The organism is Ruminococcus sp. OM04-4AA, from assembly GCF_003462585.1.
GTDB lineage: Bacteria > Bacillota > Clostridia > Lachnospirales > Lachnospiraceae > Mediterraneibacter > Mediterraneibacter faecis.
In genome coordinates, this window is the sequence record NZ_QTZH01000007.1 from 47,659 (window position 1) to 66,716 (window position 19,058).

At 40.7% G+C, this 19,058-nt stretch carries 7 protein-coding genes; all 7 read right to left on the minus strand.

Translation table 11 applies throughout. The features are described from left to right. Window positions 1–123 precede the first annotated feature (123 nt). Entirely contained in the window at window positions 124–5,298 is a 5,175-nt protein-coding gene (locus DXB52_RS03855) for a discoidin domain-containing protein (RefSeq protein ID WP_118106579.1), read from the minus strand. 504 nt (window positions 5,299–5,802) lie between these two features. Next, a complete protein-coding gene (locus DXB52_RS03860; protein WP_472519945.1) occupies window positions 5,803–10,797 on the minus strand; it encodes an NPCBM/NEW2 domain-containing protein in 4,995 nt (1,664 codons plus the stop codon). After that, entirely contained in the window at window positions 10,698–11,906 is a 1,209-nt protein-coding gene (locus DXB52_RS03865; RefSeq protein ID WP_118106581.1) for a hypothetical protein, read from the minus strand. The genes DXB52_RS03860 and DXB52_RS03865 overlap by 100 nt, the downstream gene beginning before the upstream one ends. A 348-nt stretch (window positions 11,907–12,254) precedes the next feature. After that, the gene (gene melB, locus DXB52_RS03870) at window positions 12,255–13,631 is read right to left on the minus strand and encodes a melibiose:sodium transporter MelB (protein WP_117542059.1); all 1,377 of its coding nucleotides are present in this window, start codon (window positions 13,629–13,631) and stop codon (window positions 12,255–12,257) included. A gap of 21 nt (window positions 13,632–13,652) precedes the next feature. Then, a complete protein-coding gene (locus tag DXB52_RS03875; RefSeq protein WP_207658681.1) occupies window positions 13,653–15,731 on the minus strand; it encodes an alpha-galactosidase in 2,079 nt (692 codons plus the stop codon). A gap of 23 nt (window positions 15,732–15,754) precedes the next feature. Continuing rightward, the gene (locus tag DXB52_RS03880; protein WP_117542058.1) at window positions 15,755–17,707 is read right to left on the minus strand and encodes a beta-galactosidase; all 1,953 of its coding nucleotides are present in this window, start codon (window positions 17,705–17,707) and stop codon (window positions 15,755–15,757) included. Window positions 17,708–17,886: 179 nt separating this feature from the next. Further along, the gene (locus DXB52_RS03885) at window positions 17,887–18,918 is read right to left on the minus strand and encodes a LacI family DNA-binding transcriptional regulator (RefSeq protein ID WP_117542057.1); all 1,032 of its coding nucleotides are present in this window, start codon (window positions 18,916–18,918) and stop codon (window positions 17,887–17,889) included. Window positions 18,919–19,058: the final 140 nt, after the last annotated feature.

Below are 19,058 nucleotides of genomic sequence, written 5' to 3' on the forward strand. Positions count from 1 at the left end.
TAAAAGGATTGTCACATAATACTCTTCAAATTGATTATTTAACATCTTTCCTTTTCTTTCCAATCATTATAGCTCCTACTATTCCTACTATACCAGCTGCTGCTAATGCAACTACGCAAATTCCTACTGATGCAGTATCCCCTGTTTGTACTGCATTATTTGAATTGTTTGTATTGCCTGTATTTCCTTTGGAGCTACCATTTCCGTCCGGTTTACCTGAACCCTGGTTTCCTGAATCCGGTTTTTCTGGATTCGGTTTTCTGGATTCGGCTTTTCTGGATCCGGCTTTTCTGGATCTGGTTTCTTAGCTTCTGTCACTGTGATTGCAAACTCTGTTTCAAAACCACCATAGGTCACTGTTACTTTTGTATTTCCTTTAGACAACGCTGTCTTTGTATCTGGATTAAATGCAAAGTCTTTTGCAGTCTCTTCTGAATATACAACATCCGCCGTTGTACCATTGTCATATGATGTAGTAAGTACAAGACCTGTAGGATCTAAGGTTTCTCCTTCTTTATATGTTGTTTTTGTCGGGAAGCTCTTTATGGAAATATTATTCATTTCCGGTTTTTTCAACTCAATTGTAAATGATACCTCTTGACTTCCTGTATATCCATACTGTCCAATACCTGTTACGATTGCAGTTGCAGTTCCTGGTGCCTCATTATTATTATAAGTAAGTTTGTAGTCTATGCCATATCTGAGCACCTTATCTCCCAAGGTAACTTCAATGTCTTCTTTTGACAATGTTACCGGATGATCTTTATCTACAACAGAAACCAGTTTTTTCTCATTTGTAAGAGAAACAGTTGCATCTGAAATGTCTGTCTTTGAATCTGCTTTACGCAAGCGAATCTCTGCAGCACTTGCAAATTTATTCTGCTGTGATCCTTCACCATAAGTTTCAACGCCGGTAAGTCGAACATATTTTGCTTCTGTCGGTTCATTAAACATTGCGATATACCAGTCATCTGTATTATCCCAATTTCCAACAGAAACTTCTGTCCAATTTTGATCGTCCTTACTTACCTCTACTCGATACTTACTGATACGTCCATTTGAAGCACCACCACGTCCTTTGTAGCGTAATGCATCTAGGCTAGTAATTTCATTTAACTCAAATTTAATCCAAAATGTATCACGACTCGCTTGCGGATTCCATGATGTATGCCAGATAGTACCTTCATTGCCATCTAAAACATATCTTGCCGGACCTTCATTGCCTTGTCCACTCTGTTCACTTCCAGCTGTCACCGACATTTTTTGGGTATCATAATCCCGTCCTGCATAAACTGGATCTGTATTTCCAACACCTTTTCCGTCTAAGTTGATGACAAATTCATTTCTGGTTGTATGATCTTCTGATTCAATGATTAGCTTCGCTTTATTTTCATACGGCGGTACATAAGTTACCGCTGCATTATCAGCTGCCACATAGTCTATTGTATCAATAACAATAGCTTCTGTATCAAAACTTCCTGCAGCAAGTTCTTCCTCACTTAACTCAAGACCATTTACCGTTAATTTAGAAAGATTTGCAGTAGAATTGGTCGTATATGAACCATTCCACTCAATAATCTCTACTTCTGTAATACCAGTACATGTTTCTGTTTTTCCTGCCTCTTGAGGAGTTGTATTTGTTACTTGCAGTTTTACAAAAGTTGCTACAGTTGGATCAAATGTATATGTATATGCTTTTACACGTTCTGGACTTTCATTTTCCGCAATTGTTTCTTCCACTGAAAGTTCTTTCCAACTTCCTTCATCTCCTGTTTCAGATACAAAGAGTTTTGTTCTTCCTTCCCGAGGGAATGTCATTGCACCATTATCTTTGGAATAATATACAACAATTTTTCCTACACGTTGCTGAGTAGCATAGCGGAATGTGATTTCAGAAGTTGGATCTGTATTTCTAGTTGCCCAGTTTGACCAACAAGTTGGATTTGCGCCTCCACTGTTGTTGTCTCCAATTTCTTTCTTTCCATCCTTAATTGCATCCAGTGTATCTGACTGTTGTCCTTCCGGTACATCCTGACTTAAGTATGCTGCGCTACTTACACTGGAGCCTAGCTCTATCTTCTGTTTTTCTACACGAATGGTCGCTGTAACCTCTACATTCTGTCCTAGAACATCTGCTGTTCCTTTCACTGTCACAATTCCTTCTGCATCGTAACTTCCATTCGGTTCTCCCCAAGCAACTGGGAAGGACGCATTCATTACTTCACCATCTTGAAGTACCGCCGGTCTAGATTCCGGAAGTGTCGGTTTCGTTCCAAGCGGAACAGTTGTTGAATAGTTCAGCAGGGAAACTACCTGGTCAATCATATTGACGATTACTGTAAGAGTATCTCCTGCCTCTGTTGTACCTGCTACAGAAAATGTACCACTCTGTGCAATCTGTTCTTCTGTAATTGCATCCCATGTTACAGGAATCTCTTTTTCACTTCCATCTGTATACACTGCTTTAACAGTACTCGGAAGCTGTGGCATATTACCGGTTTTTACATAGTAGTTTTTAGACATTTCGTAATAACTGATAGCCTTTTCTCCTGTTGTATCCTGTTCTACCGAAGTCGTTGTTACTGTCACTGAAGAAGTTTCCAAACCTTTTGCACTGGCTGTTACTGTAATACTTCCCGCTTTTTTTGTAGACTGTACAATTGCCAGTACTTTTCCTGCAAATGCATTTCTGCTATTTGCCTGATAGGAGGTATGATCGTCTTGTCTTCCGTTATCAATACCCACCAGTTTACCTTCGCCTTCTACTTTAAAGGTTACTTTATCTTCCGCATTCGGAATAATATTTCCGTCTTTATCTGTTACATCTACAGTTACATAAGTTAAGTCCGCTCCATCTGCTGCAATTGTATCGCGGTCAACTGTAGCTTTTAAATTCTTCTTCTCACCGGTGGTTGTTACAGATGTTCGACCATTCAGTTTTTCCTCTGAAATTTTCTGTCCATCCTGTCCGTAAGCTACTGCTGAAATTGTACCTGCTTTATACGGAACCTGCCATGTCAGATATAAATTCTTATGTTCTGTACCAGACTTATCCGTGCCTTCATAATACTGATATGTATACCCTTGTGTATTTGACTGTTTCTGTGTAAATTCCTTTGTCCCAAGGCTCTTCTTATCACCCGTTTTTGCATCTGTAAAGAATAATTCTACTTTTTTCGCATCTGTATAAACGACAACCGGAACCTTTCCACTGCTATCTTTCTTCACTGCATCTTCATTCCATGCCGGTAAAATATGAAGGGTATTTACTTCGTCATTCCACTGGCTCTGATAGAAGTAGTAACTATCTTTTGGAAATCCTGCAGTGTCAATAATTCCAAAATATGAATTCTTTGGAGACGGCCATGTTCCTTGTGCTCCTTTTCCAGTTCCGTTCCATGGTGTCGGCTCTCCAATATAATCAAAACCGGTCCATACATATTCGCCTGCCACAAAATCTCTCTTAATAACCTCGTACCAGGCACTGCTGGCAACTGCCCCCCAGTTAACTGCTGAATTATCATAGGATGTTAACTTCTGACCCGTCTTACTTCCATCTATTCTGTCATATACACCTCGACTATTGACTGCTGAAGCAGTTTCAGAACCATACAACTTCCAATTTGGGTTACTATTATGAAGCGTATCATAATCATTTCCAGAGCAATAATTCAAACCAACCGTACCATTTGCAGTTGTCATAGCATCCATCATGTTTTTCGGTATTCCAATCTTATTACCTTTTAACACGTTGTCGCCACGTGTTGCCGGTCTTGTGGTATCCAACGCAGTTGTCCAATCAATCAAATTCGCCTGAACATTTGCATACGCCTGTGTCAATACACCGGTTGCACCTTCCTGAACTTCATTTCCGAGGGACCACATGATAATAGACGGAGCATTCCAGCCACGTTTTACTGCTGCTGTTAAGTCATATTTTGCCCAAGTCATTCCATTTTCTTTTCCAAGAATCTGATTACTTTCACCTATTGTCTGATTGAAGAATCTGGCATAATCATTGTTATTTCCATTCTTGGCATTTTGCCAGCCATCAAACATCTCTTCTACAACAAGGATACCTTTTTCATTACAAATATTTATCAGTTCTTCTGCTGCCGGGTTATGTGTAACACGAATGGAGTTACATCCCATTTCCTTTAAGATTTCCACCTGACGCTCAATTGCACGTTCCCATGCCTCTGCTCCAAGCGCTCCCTGATCGTGGTGCATACACACACCTTTCAGTTTCATATTTGTTCCGTTTAATGAAAATCCACTATTTTCATCAAATTTAAAATAACGGAATCCATATTCTGTATCGTAAGTATCTACAACCTCTTCACCAATCTTTACTTCTGTACGCACTGTATAAAGCGCCGGATTTGTAGTACTCCATAATTCTGGATTCTGTGCATTTACTGTTGCATCAATCGCTGCGGTTTCACCTGCCGCAATCGCTTTTGTTTCTGTTGTCACAGTTCCGATATTAGCGCTTGGCTCCCCACCTTTTTTGAAAATGGTATGAGTCAATGTCACATTCTGTTCTCTGTCTGAATCGTTTGCTACAGTTGTCTTAATATTAGTAGTCACCGCTCCGCCTTTTTCTGTTTCCAAATTTGGAGTTTCTACCTTTGTCCCATATAAGTCAACATGTACAGGATTTACAATATTCAAATCTACACTTCTATAGATACCACTTCCTGAATACCAACGGCTGGATGGTGTCTGATGATTTACCTTTACTGTAATTACATTCTCACCATCAAATTTCACCAAATCAGTGATATCAAATGAGAATGGAGTATAGCCATACGGATGGCTTCCCACCTGTGTTCCATTGACCCAGACTGTAGCATCCATATATACGCCACCGAAATCAATTCGCACACGTCTATTCTCCGCTGTTTTTCCAAGCGTGAAACTCTTTCTGTACCAGCCAATTCCACCCGGAAGATATCCGCTTTCTGCTTCCATCTTCGTTGAATACTCTTGTTCAATACTGTAGTCATGAGGCAGATTTACATGTTCCCATTTAGAATCATCAAATGCCGGTTCTTCCGCACCTGATGCATCTCCCAAATAGAACTTCCAGTTGTCATTAAAATTGACATCTCGTTTTGCTGCCGAATAATTGTTTACATAAACAACTTCTTTATCAGAACTCATCTGGCTTTCTGTTCCAGAAAGCACATTGACCGGAGTTCCTGCCGCAAATGAAACACTTGGAACAAGCATTCCAAAGGCAAGTGTCAGTGCAGCTGCTGCCATACCTTTTCTTTTTAAATTATACTTTTTCATACTTTTTTCTTTTTAGACTTTTTATAGCCTACTCTCTTCCTCCTTTTCCTTATTAATCTCTCGGAATCTTCGTAAATATTATCCTTATCCAAATACTCTTGCTCGTTCCACCTGGGATATCATTGAACGGTTTTGGAATCTGGATTTATCTTTTACCGAGCGAGAAATCATTATATATAGTTAATTTTAGTATCTCATAAAAATAAGAATGCAACTCGTATTTTTTGTTTCATCCCTCCTGATTCTTTGTCATATTCGGAACTCTCAATAACAGAACCTGGAAAGGGCTTATCACTCACTTAGCGCGCTACCCCTTTCTTTCGTTTTTGGATTATAATGTTCTGTGGTTGTAACATGCATTCAAGGAATATAAACCATTACAGCCAAGAAGTGGTTTCTTATAGAAGACTGCGGGATACTCTTCAGAATATCCCGGCAGTCTTCTATAATTTTTTACTTTTCACAGCTCCGTAATTCATAACGGTCTGTTTCTGTTCATCTAGATTAACTTCTTTTTCTGCGATATACAAGTGTTGTGATCACTGCTCCAGCGGCTACCATTACAATTCCATACAATGCGAAATTCGCTGTATCTCCAGTCTTAATTGCCTTTACAGTGTTCTGTCCTGCACCACCATTCGGAGTTGAGCTATTAGCATTATTGTCCTTTGCTCCACTCTGATTCACATTTCCATTAGCGCTGTTATTACCACTATTGCCATTATTTCCAGCATTTCCATTGTTATTGCTGTTATTATTTCCATTATCTGGTTTCTCTGGATTTGGTTTCTCTGTCTCACCGTTTCCTTCTACCATAACCTTAAACTCTTTAGTGGCAACACTTCCATCTGTTCCAGTTACCTTTACTGTTACGATGACTTCTGTATCCTCTTGCGGTGTATTCACCTCGCCATTCAGCGCGATAATTCCTTCTGGATTCACACTACAAATCTCAATCTGTGCGTTTTCTGGTACTTCCGGTAATGCTAGTTTCTTCGTATCTTTCTTAATAGAAGTTGCAAAAGATTTATCTGCAATAATACGACGCATGATTTCTTCTGCAGTTATCACCTGCTCAGGCTCTGCATCCTTCTCAAATACTCCGATCAGGTCTACATCCTTTTCAACCTTAAATGTATACTTCGCATCGGTACTTAAAATATCCTCTGCATCTTTCAGCTTCCATCCTACAAAATGGTATCCTTCTTTCGCTGTTGCTGTTACTGTTGCCTCTTTGCCATCTTCATAGATTCCGTCCTCATGATCCATGCTGACTGTTCCCATTGTTTCAGCACTTGCTGTTGCTGTTACTGTATACTGTTTAACTGGCTCTGCATCCTTCTCAAATACTCCGATCAGGTCTACATCCTTTTCAACCTTAAATGTATACTTCGCATCGGTACTTAAAATATCCTCTGCATCTTTCAGCTTCCATCCTACGAAATGATGTCCTTCTTTCGCTGTTGCTGTTACTGTTGCCTTTTCTCCATCTTCGTAGATTCCGTCCTCATGATCCATGCTGACTGTTCCCATTGCTTCAGCACTTGCTGTTGCTGTTACTGTATACTGTTTCTTTACTACAGGATTTGCTACGAAGTTTGCTGTCAGTGTCACATCTTCTGTCACATCAAATACATGTGGATTTGCATCACTGACTTCTGTTCCCTCTGCGTTTGTCCAGTTTACGAAATGATATCCTGGATTTGCTGTTGCTGTTACTGTAGCGGTATCATACTTCTGATACTCGTTCTTATCGGTTACTGCACTTCCCATTGCCGGGTCATTTACTTGAACGGTCACAACTACTGGCTGCGGCGCTGTAAACGGTTTTGTCAGTTTCGCATTTGCCCAGTCACCATGATCGCTCCAGTTATTTGCACCTTTGTCCATAACCAATTTCAGTTCTGTTGCATCAGTTATATCAATATCACCTGTAAATCCTTTTGCTGTGTTAGTTCCCATTACATCACTTGTGAACTTCAGATTTCCATCCACATATACCTTAAATGTGATACTTGCCTGAGAAGGATTTATCTTTGTCTCACGGTCTACACCATAATAAGATGAAAAACTCGTATATCCTTTGCCAGTCAGATCGTAAATGATTGTAGAATCTGCATGGCTTCCGATTCCTTTATCAAAGGTTTCTTCCTTTGAACCGTCCCATAACGTCAGTGTGTTGTTTCCACAGCTCTTATCTTTTCTTGTCGGATTACCTGAATCTCCGGATGTCTGTGATGTCCAGTCAAGATCAGATAACCATGTATCTCCTGATGCATGAACTGTTACTTTATAAGTCTTTTCTGTGGACTTATCCGCAGAAGTTACTTTCACTTTCACATTGTTGTCACCTTCTGTCAGTCCCAGTTCTGCCGAAGCACTTCCTGTTCCTGTCTGAATCACTTTATCTTTCCAGATAACTTCTACGGTTGCATCCGCCTCTTCTGCTGTTGCATTGATTGTCACAGCAGATTCTGTTGCAGATGCTGTATATTTTAATGTATCTGCATCAAAGTTTTCTTTCAGAGATACATTTCCTCCAAGGCTTAATGCTTCCAAACGTGCATTTGCAGCATTCGGCACTTTCAGTTTCAGTTTATAGTAGACCGGCTCTGCACTTGTCTCAGGTGTCACACGGATCGTAATCTCATTGATTCCCGGTGCAACTGTCACGACTCCCTGAACAGTCTGTGCTGCGGATGTAACCTCTTTTCCGTTCACGATGGAAACAGTTGCTCTTGTACTCTGTGCTGTCGCTGTAACCTGCGCTGTTGTTGTTCCTGTTGCAATTGGGAGACTATATTCATAAACTCCCTCTGCCAGTTCGATTGTCTGTCCGTTTACCTGCATGCTTTCCAACAATGCATTGTTATCTCCCTGACGGCTGATTGTGAAACGATATTTTTTCATTGTCACGCCATCTTCTGCTGTAACATTTACCTCGATCAGATTTCTTCCGCTTGTGAGAACTGCGTTTCCGCTCAGTTCAGCTGTTTCTTTTCCATTCACCAGCACTTTTACTGTTGCCTTTGTATCCTCTGCTGCAAAGGAATACTTGATTTCCTGAACGTCACTTCCCGCTGTTGTCTGATAGAAAGTTGTTCCTTTTACAAACTGGAACATGTCTGTACTTTCACTAGTTTTTATATCAGCTGTCGCCAGATCTGCATTTGCAGATTTGACTGCTGATGCACCTGAATCTGTGCCATTTCCGGTTACTTTTACTGCATCAGACCATACAATGTCTCCTGCTGCACCTGTTCCGATCAGCGGTACATAAGCAGCTTTCACATATTTGCCTTTCAATGCTTTAGAAGCTGTCAGAGAAGTTCCCTCTACTCCGCTGATAATGGAATAGTTTCCATTTTCTTTATCAGCAACTGCCCATTTTACAATTACGGACTGTCCTGTAGTATCTCCTGCCGCTGTCAGGCTGTCAGCAGCTTCGTCATATGTTACCTTAACATTGGAGGCGGTCGGTTTCACTGCCTCTTCAACTAATTTTACTTCTTTATTATTCACTGTAACATCAGAATAAGTGATGGATCCTGTATTAGTTCCCTGGCTTGCGATTGCCAGCTTAAAATTACCGCTCAGGAAACCGCAGTCTGTTCTCGAACCGATGGTGGTCCAGTTGTTCTTATCTGCACTGTAGTAAGCTGTCACTGTGGCATTATTTTTTACCAATTTCAGCCAGATTGGATTTGTGCTTACATTTGCCCAGTTATTATATGGTTCCTCTACTGCACTTCTGTTCTGCTCTTTTACAAGTGCTACTGCACTGGTAGAGCCATCACGATGCTTCTTTTCCAGTGCTACATAATTGTCCGCATCATCATAGAGATAGATTCCTGCATCTGCCCATGTATTTGCAGGAGTTGCACCTGTCAGTTTGAATACAAGTGTCAGATTTGTTCTGTCTGTTCCTTCCGGCAATGGTTTTACAAGGACATTGCTCGGTGTCTGCTGATTGAAAAGCCCCTGACCGGTGAAATCCTGTTCCAGTCCGCCTTCAACGGTTGAGCTTACACGATATTTGTCAGATGCTGTCGGATAATCTACTGTAATATCTGATGCGATTGTCTTTCCGTTCTGCCAGATGGATACCAGTTTTGATGCTTCATAACCGTTGGCTGTAGATGCTGTCACTACAACACTTCCCGGTTTTACTGCTGTCAGAAGTCCTTGTTCAGTGATTGTTGCTTTATCAGTCTCAGTTCCGGTCTTGGCATCATAGACCTTCCATGTCACTGCGCTGTTCTTGTCTGCACCGTTCTCTTCAGCGTTCCATTTCAGATTTGCAGTATACTGGATCGTATCATTTACGTTAATATTTTCTTTGGTATCAGCTGCTGTCAGCTCTATTCCTTCCGGCAGATTACCAAGTTCACCTGCGTTGACTGTGAATGTAACTGTATTGGTCGGGAACTTACGTCCTCCAACAACCATATATCCTGTTACATTGGCTGTTCCTGCTCCAACTGCAGTTACGACACCTGTACTGGAAACTTTTACTACTTTTTCATTGTCAGATTCGTAGTACATCGTTCCGTTCGGTGCTGTTGTGGAATCTGCGTTTACCTTCATTGCATCATTGGTGACTGTAATATCAGAAGCACTCATATTGCTGATTGAACTTCCGGCATTCAATCCACCGTCATACTCATTTCCTTCGATCACTACATTTTTACAACCATTAAAGTTGTACAGTTTTCCTGATAAGGTATCACCACTTCCGCTTACGGTCAGTTCTGCACTGTCGGCTACATTCAGTTCTGTAGAACTTCCGTCTTTTACTGCCAGACTCAGAGATCCATCTCCGTTGATCGGATCCTGTCTGTAAATTTTATTATTTTTAAAGGTAAGGTTATCTACACTCTTTGCATCAAGAACTCTCTTATTGTACGTAAAAAACGTATTGCCCTTGATCTTAATATTAGAATGTACGGTCTTTTCCGTAGATACAGTCGGATTGGTAGGCTCAATGAAAATTGCCTGTGCATTTCCTCTTGTAAATGTATTATTACGGATGGTCACATCTCTGACCGGACCTGACTCATACCAGCCCTGAGCATCATCAGAAATATAGATGCCTGCCATACTCATTCCGTCAAATGTATTATTTTCAATGACAATTGGTTTTCTTGTAGTTACAAGGATTCCTCTTGTCGGAACTTCCTTAAATTCACAATTGCTGATGTTGACAGCAGGTGTATAAGTGATATTTTCTACCACATGTTGATTTACCTGAACGTCGGCAGGAATTGCCTTATCCAATGTCAGCTTGATGGTTGTCAGACTTCCTGAACCTTCACCCATGTTTCCGCCCATTCCGTCCGGTCCGTCAACCTTTGTTACTGTGCGAACGGAATTTTCAACTGTGATCATATTTCCCTTTGTCATGAACTCGATTTCGTCACCTTCGAAAAAGTTCGGGAAACCAGCTGTTTCATGATGGTTGTACTGTACTGTGATTGTTCTTCTGTCAGACTGATGGATGTAACTGTGTTAAATGTTCCGTGGATATTGATCGGGTCGTCATGAGGACCTGCAAAGGTACAGTTATTAATATTGATTGCTCCTTTGCATCCGGACATCTGTACAAAGTCAGCATATCCGGCTGTTGTTCTTCCACTTTCCTTTGGTGCTTCAAAATCAACATCTTCCATTGTAATGTTTTCAGAATGCTGACCTACCATACCAAATCCATGAAGGAATTGGATATCAAGAGAAGTCATCTTAATATCTTTGCTCTTCCAGAAAAACGTTCCTGCATGATCACGTACGGTCGGACGTGACTGAAAGCACATTCCGTTCTGAACTTCACCGGCTTTACTATTATATGTAATCTTTACACGATGATTTCCAAGATCCTCAATAGAAGCTACACCTTTTAATGCAGCATTTCCATTTCCTGCACCGAATTTGATTCCCTGTACGGTATCTTCCCGCTGGGTATGATAACCTGACAGATCGGAGATACTCCAGTAACGTTGACCTGTATAAGGACTTACATCGCTGTACCATTTAATCGTTGTTCCTGCAACTTCATAATTATAGCACTCAGGAATATACATAGTTGCTGTATTTCCCTCTACACTCTCAACAGTCATATCAATAACTGTCGGAACCTGGAAATCCACTGCAAAATTTTTAAATTCAACATCTTCGCAACCGATTGTTGCAAATGTTGTCATTTTACCATGGAACATAAACAGAGAGTTGTTTCCATCTACGGTAACATGATCCATATCTTCCAGAAAAATACCGATCTTCTTCATTTTATTGTTCTGATCGGCACCTACAGTATTGGAAACATATAATTCTCTTTCTATTGCTTTATCTGGATAGATATCATAGCGTCCTTCCGGGAAATTAATCTTGACTTCTTTTCCCTCTTTCGTTGCATCTTTCGCAGCTGCGATTGCTTTCTGTATTCCGATTGCACTATCCTTCCCACTGTCCGGATATACTCCGTAATCCGTAACATCGATTACTTCTGTTCTTGCAGCTGCTTCGGCCTTCTGCACACCTGCGCCCGAAACAATTCCCGTTATCACAAGACAGGCTGCAAAGACAAGCGATAAGATTCGCCTTCTCTTTTTCATTTTTTCCTTACCCCTTTCCATTATATATAAGTGATTTTATTTTCTCATAAAAAAAGGGGGGCTGGCTTGCACTTTTTTATCACACCACCTCCGATTTTTTGTCATATTCGGAACTTTTTAATAACAGAACCGAGAAAAGGCATATCACCCACTTAACGCACTGCCTCTTTCTTTCATTTTTGGATTATAATGTTTTGAAGTTGTTGCTAGAAATTTATGATATGCAAAATACTACTACCAGTGAAAAAAAATTCCATGCGCAATCTCATACAGTGATACTATTGTCTTAACAAAAAAAGGCAGCGCACTTAATACTTAGCGCGCTACCTCTTCATCTCATTTCATTTTCTATTCTTCTGTTTCTTCCGTTTTGTTACCTTTTATTTTTTCCATGATCTCTTCCAGATATGCGCCTTCCAGTTTGTAGCCTTTTGCGTAGATCACAAATGCAAGGATTGTAATTACAGAAGGTACAACACCCATTAATACTCGCATTCCCATGATTGTAGACGCGCTCTGTTCTGCGTTTGCTACATAGCCGACAATTGTAAGGCCTACACCGATCAGCCAGGCAGATACTGCAGATGCGGTCTTAACAAGCAGTGTCTGGAATGAAGCGATAATACTTTCATTTCTACTTCCTAATTTTACCTGTCCATAATCGATAACATCAGCAAGCATAACGGTTGTTGCTCCTAATGTAAGACCAGAACCCAATTTATAGAAGATACCACTGATTGCTACAATTACCATGTTCTGTGGTGCAAAGAATCCACAAAGTACAACTCCTGCGAGACCAATTGCAGGACTGAAGCTGGCAATTGCAAATACCTGTTTCTTTGTAAAATAGTTAGAAAGGATTGGGAAAAGGAACAAAGCTGCAATCTCTGCAAACTGTGCTGCAGTTGTGAAGATTGGATATAAGCCTTCATTTCCGGTTACATATTTGAAGTAATAAATTGCAATACCACCGGCAAGCTGTACAACAAGATTGTAGCAAAGCACAATTCCGATAAATACTTTCAGCTGATCATTTCCGGCAATAACATGAAGTGCATCTTTGATTGTAAGCCTTTTTGCTTCTTTACCCGACTCCGCTTCCTGACAGCTGCGGTCTTTTACAAATACAACAGTAATAATAGAAGTAATTACAAAAATCACTGCAATAATTTTCGCAAGTGCAGAATATCCAACAGCGCTGTCTCCTTTACCAAGAACAGATACAAGTTTCAGAGCAAACGCACCCATAAGAAGCCAGGCTGTACTTGCAAAAATTCTCGGGATAACTGACATAGAATCTCTTTCTTTTTTCGTGCTGGAAAGAGACGGAAGCATTGACCAGTATGGAATATCCATAACTGTATAAGTCATTCCCCACAAAATATAAACAACAGAGAAATATATATACATGCCAGTTCCTTCTAATCCGGAAGGTTTTGTAAACATAAATACTAAAACGATTGCATTTAACACCGTACCAATCAAAATCCAAGGTCTGAATTTTCCCCATTTTGTTCTTGTGTTATCAACAACAAATCCCATCATTGGATCGTTGAATGCATCCCACACTCTGGCAACCAGAAACAGGTTACCGACAAAAAGCGGTGTCAATCCGATCGTATCTGTAAAATAAATCATTAAGAAATACGAAATAATGGCATAGCATAAATCTTTTCCCAGTGCTCCAATACCAAATGATAATTTAGAAAAGTTTGAAAGTTTCATTTGATGTTCTCCTTTGCTTTTTTATAATTTGTTTATACGAATCAACATGCTTGCGTAGTCACCCGTCAACCGCATGTCAAATCCATGTTTCATAAGATAACTTCCACTCTTTGTGAGTTTGCCATCTTCCATAAGAAGTTCGTAGGACGCATTTTCTTCCAGTCCACGAAGTTTCACTGTCACTCCACGATGTCCCAGCTTGCTTTGTGGGAGAAATGCGAACAGTACGCCCTCATTTCCTTTCATATATTCATATAGGAAATAATCATTTGCCGACGTATGATTCAGACGATAGAACGTACCTTCCTGAATGATCGGACGGATTTCCTTGTACTGTGCGATCATTTCCTGAGAAAGAGCAATGTCTTCTTCTGTAAATTTCAAAATATTACATCCAATTCCAAGTGTTCCCATCATTGCACTGTGATAGCGGAATTTCATTGGAATCACACGGTTGGACAGGAAGTTCGGACAATCGGTCACCCAGGCACGCATTGCCTTGATCGGATAAATGTAAGAATATGCATCCTGGATAAACAGACGGTCATATGCGTCTGTATTATCGCTCGTCCAGAAATCATCAAAAATTCCGAGAATGCCGTAATCAATACGTCCACCACCAGATGCGCATGCTTCGAACAATACAGCCGGATGCTTTTTCTTCGTTTCCTTCACAATATCGTAGAGTGCCTGGATGTGCTTATACCAGAGATCTTTCTTTAAATTTGTCTGAGAGATTGGTCTGTTTGCATCCCATTTGATATAGTCGATTTCGTGGTTAGAGAGAAGATTATCCAGCATTTCCAGTACAAACGCTTTTACTTCATTTTTTGTAAGATCCAGCACATACTGTTCTCTCGATGTGTCGCTCTCTCTTGTATCAAAGTGATAGATCCAATCCGGATGCTTCGCATAAAGCTCTGCCTTTGGATTTACCATTTCCGGCTCTACCCAGATTCCAAACAGAAGTCCCTGCGCTTTCACTTCGTCGATCAGCTCATCGATTCCATTCGGGAACTTCTCTTTATTTACATACCAGTCGCCAAGGCCGTTATCAATTCCGTGACGCTGGCCAAACCATCCATCATCTACTACGAACAACTCCGCACCCAACTCTTTTGCCTTAGCTGCAAGCTTTTTCTGCTCCTGAACCGTTACATCAAAACCGGTTGCTTCCCAGGAATTATAAAGTACCGGACGAAGTCCTTCCCGAAGTAGAAAATCATTTGCAAACTGATGCAGGTTGTGGGACATTGTCTGAAATCCATCTGCTGAATACCCACAGAGAATTTCCGGTGAGGCAAAGCTTTCTCCCGGCTTAAGATCCCATGTGAAATCATGTGTGTTAATTCCCATCTGCACAAGTGTCTCTCCGTACTGTGTCTGCTCTACCGCCCCGCTGAAATTTCCAGTCATACGAAGTGCGCCAAAGTACACATTTCCGGTTGTCTCTGTGGCATCCTGATCCAAAATGAAATAAGGATTGTGATTGTGGCTGGAAATTCCTCTTCTATTTTCGAAAATGATTTTTCCATAATCGACTTTCTGCACGAATTTCTGCTGTTCTGCGCCCCAATGGCCGTGTACATTTCTAAAATTCAATCCTTCATATGGAACATGAAATTGCCCACTGTGCAGCTTTTCTATCTGCATAACTTCTGTCGACTCATTTTTCAGCACAACGAAACGTTCCATCAAGTCATACGCTTCGTAGATTTTATAATGCAGTTCCATTACAAGGGCATAATGTTTGTCTTTTAAAATGATCACCAGTTCCTCACACTGTTCGTTTTTCTGGATCTCATAATTTACGTACTCGTAAGCCACATCTCTCGTCCCGTCTGCAAATGTAACCTTCAGACAGTGTTCTTTGTATCGAAGACCTCCGTATACAGGAAATTCTTCTTTTGTGATCTCATATACCGGATCGTTCGTAGATACTTCTGCAAGCTCCGGCATTTCGAAATCTTCCATCGCATTGATCCTGCTTCCCCAGTACAAATGTCTCACTAATCCCTGATTGTCAATTCCGAACGCGTAACTGTTAGAGCGCGTCTGGAGCATAAAAAGATTTTGTGAATCGTTCACTACAATACCCACTGTTCTACCTCCATTTTTACCTGTTAATTTATCGATTTAATCACACATTCGAACGGTGCCAGTTTTACACCGTCTTCTTCTGCCTCTGTCCCATTGTGATTTATATACATTTTGATCTGTTGTTCCTTTTCTCCTCTTGTAACAATTTCCACACCATTTTGAGATGGATACATCGGAATCTCTTTCTCTTTCATGATCGTCTCCATGAGTGCTTTTGTAATGGATTCTTCCAGTCCACATCCAATATAATAAACCATTCCTTTACCGGCCGGTTTTCTTGTCACTGCCGCAAATGAATCGTAAAATGTATCTCCATACCGGAAGAGGATTTCTGCATCTTTTACTTCGATCATGTCTCTGAAAATACCGCCCATGCCGTTATATTTTGCAAATGCGCCTGTCCCCACAACCGGAAATGCATCCAGCGTCTGAAGGCTCTCTGTTTCTACTACGCAATGTCCGGCAAACTCATTGTATCCAACCGGTGCCGTCTTTCCAAACGGTACATTGTTGTTCGCATCTTTCACCGAACAACGGTAAGTTAGTACAACCGTTCCGCCTTGTTCGGCAAATGCTTTTACTTTCGCTTCCATTTCCGGTTTGTGAATAATCATCTGTGGAAGGATGAGCACCTGATACTTCGAAAAATCGCGGTCTTCCGGAATGACATCCACTCCTACGTTCACATCGAAAAATGGCTTGTAAAATTTCTGCATTTCTGCTGCCGGATCAAGCAAAATACTCTGTTTCTGGATACGGAAAGAAGCAAGCGAATCGTAATCATAAACAATTGCCACCTGATTTCGAATCGGTGTTTTTAATGCCGCGTCATAATTTTTTATATCCCGAAAAAAGCTTTGCACTTCATAAAATTTTCTTCTCTTTACATTGTCTGCATCTAAAATTCCATAGCAGAACTGTTCCGCTCCTTTTGTTGCTCCACGATAACGGAAATACATCATAGAATCACAGCCATGTGCCATTCCCTGGTAGGACCACATTTTTGCCTGATTCGGTCTTGGCAGGAATCCCGTTACATCATGTCCTTGCGCTCCCATGATGGCTTCCGTGATCCAGAAGTTCTCCCCTTTTAAGCCTCGTATATAATCCAGACCGAAGGCAATTTCGTGGGGTGCGATTGGTTCCTTCTGACCGCCCCATACCGGGTAGTTGTTATACGCGACCTGATCCAGGGTCGCAGCCACTTTCGAATAATCTACATGTTTTCCAAGTCCACCGCCTGGGAAATCGTGCATAACAACTGCTTTCGGCGCGATTGATTTGATCAGCTTCGCCTGAAAATCAATAAAATCAACAATCACTTTACTTCGGAAACGCTCCCAGTCCTGACGAAGTGCCGGATTATGTGTTGTAATTGTCTCTGTCGGAATTGGAATCTCATCGAAAGAATTGTATTCCTGAGACCAGAACGTCGTCCCGTATGTATCATTTAACCGATCGATCTGTCCTTGGAACGTTTCGCTCAAATATTGCTGAAATTTTTTCTGACAGTTTTCACAATAACAAATATCGCTTCCTTCATGTCCGATCTCATTGTCGATCTGCCATGCTACGATTGCTTCTTCATTTTTATAATGTTCAACTAAAGCACGAACAATTTTTTCCGAATACGCATACATTGTGGCACTGTTAAAGCAATACACATGTCTTCCTCCAAAGGAACGTTTTTTTCCTCCTTCAAATTCCGAAAGAATGTCCGGATATTTCTTTGCAAGCCATGCCGGAATCGTAGCGGTAGGAGTTCCCATGATCACTTTCAGATTTCTCTTCTTCGCTTCTTCGATCACATGATCAAAAAAAGAAAAATCAAACTGCCCTTCCCTCTTCTCCATCATATGCCAGGAAAATTCCGCAATACGAATTACATTACATCCCATCTCCACGATCGTATCCATATCCTGTTCCATCAGATCGATATTCCACTGTTCCGGGTAATAATCAACACCTAACAACAAACTTCCTTACCTCCTCGGTTCTCTCTTTATCAACGATTTTACCAAAAGTTTCACTAATAGTTAATAAAACTTTTACTATTTTTTACTGTTTTTAGTAAAGTTTTTACTTTCCCTTTTACTTGCTGAAAAAGTGCACAAAAAAAATGCGTATCAACCTATTGGGGACACGCATTTTTTGTCTATTTTTTCTTTTCCACACTTCCACGTTTTACTAAACTACATGGAATAATCACTTTCTTTGGAATGATTTCTCCCATCCGCAGCTGCTCGATACATAGCATTGCTGCTCGGATTGTTTCCTGGATATAAGTCTCAATCGCATCCAACGGCGGGTTACAATTTCCTGATATTGATGTATTATTAAATACGATCATATTCGTATCTTTCGGAACAGAAAATCCACGTTCCGTCAAAGCCTTAATCACTCCCGGTACAAGTACGTCACTGCTAATGAGCATCGCCTCCGGAGGATTCTTGTGTGCATCTAAATATGCGATCATCGACGCATATGCACTGCGTGGATTCATCTCCGAATCGATCACCCATTCCTCATCAAATGTATCTCGCATCGTCTCTGAGTTCCGGTAGTAATAATATCTTGCATCCATTGTCAGTTCTTTCTTATAATCATATGTATTCACCGCACCAACGTAGGCAATCTTTTCATATCCCATCTCTTCAAAATAATTCAGCGCATTTCTTACCGCCATATGATAATTCGGTAAAATACTGTAATACTTCATCTCATCCGGTGACGAATCTATAAATACAATGTGATCTGTATACTGGTGAAAATCTTTCACCTCTTCTTTCGTAAATCTTCCAATTGCAACGATTCCGTCAAGCTCTATCTCACGTCCCGTTCCGAAACGACCAGTTTCATCTCGATACAACGGAACAGTTGTCCACCCTTTTTCAAAACATTCACTATCTAACATATTTTTCATAAGAAGATAATAAATATCGTCCTGAAGTTCCTCCATCTGAAGCATTTGCGCAACTCCGATACAGATGTTCTTCTCTTCTTCCGACTGGGAATTTCCCCGGTTATATCTTTGCGACAAAGAACGGTAATTTAATTCCTGCGCAACTTCAAGAACTTTTTGTCTTGTCTGATCTGTTACATTTAACGTCTGATCATTATTCAATATCCTTGAAACCGTACTTTGTGAAACCCCAGCCTTTGATGCTATATCTTTTAAAGTAGCCATACTGATTCCTCCTTCTTTCACAAAGTTCTATAACAGTGTATCACAGAAATTCTGCAATTACCAGTAACCTTTAATCGTATGACCACCAGTACAAGTATCAGGATCAGTATCGCCCTCTCGATCACCTCTTCCAGAACATA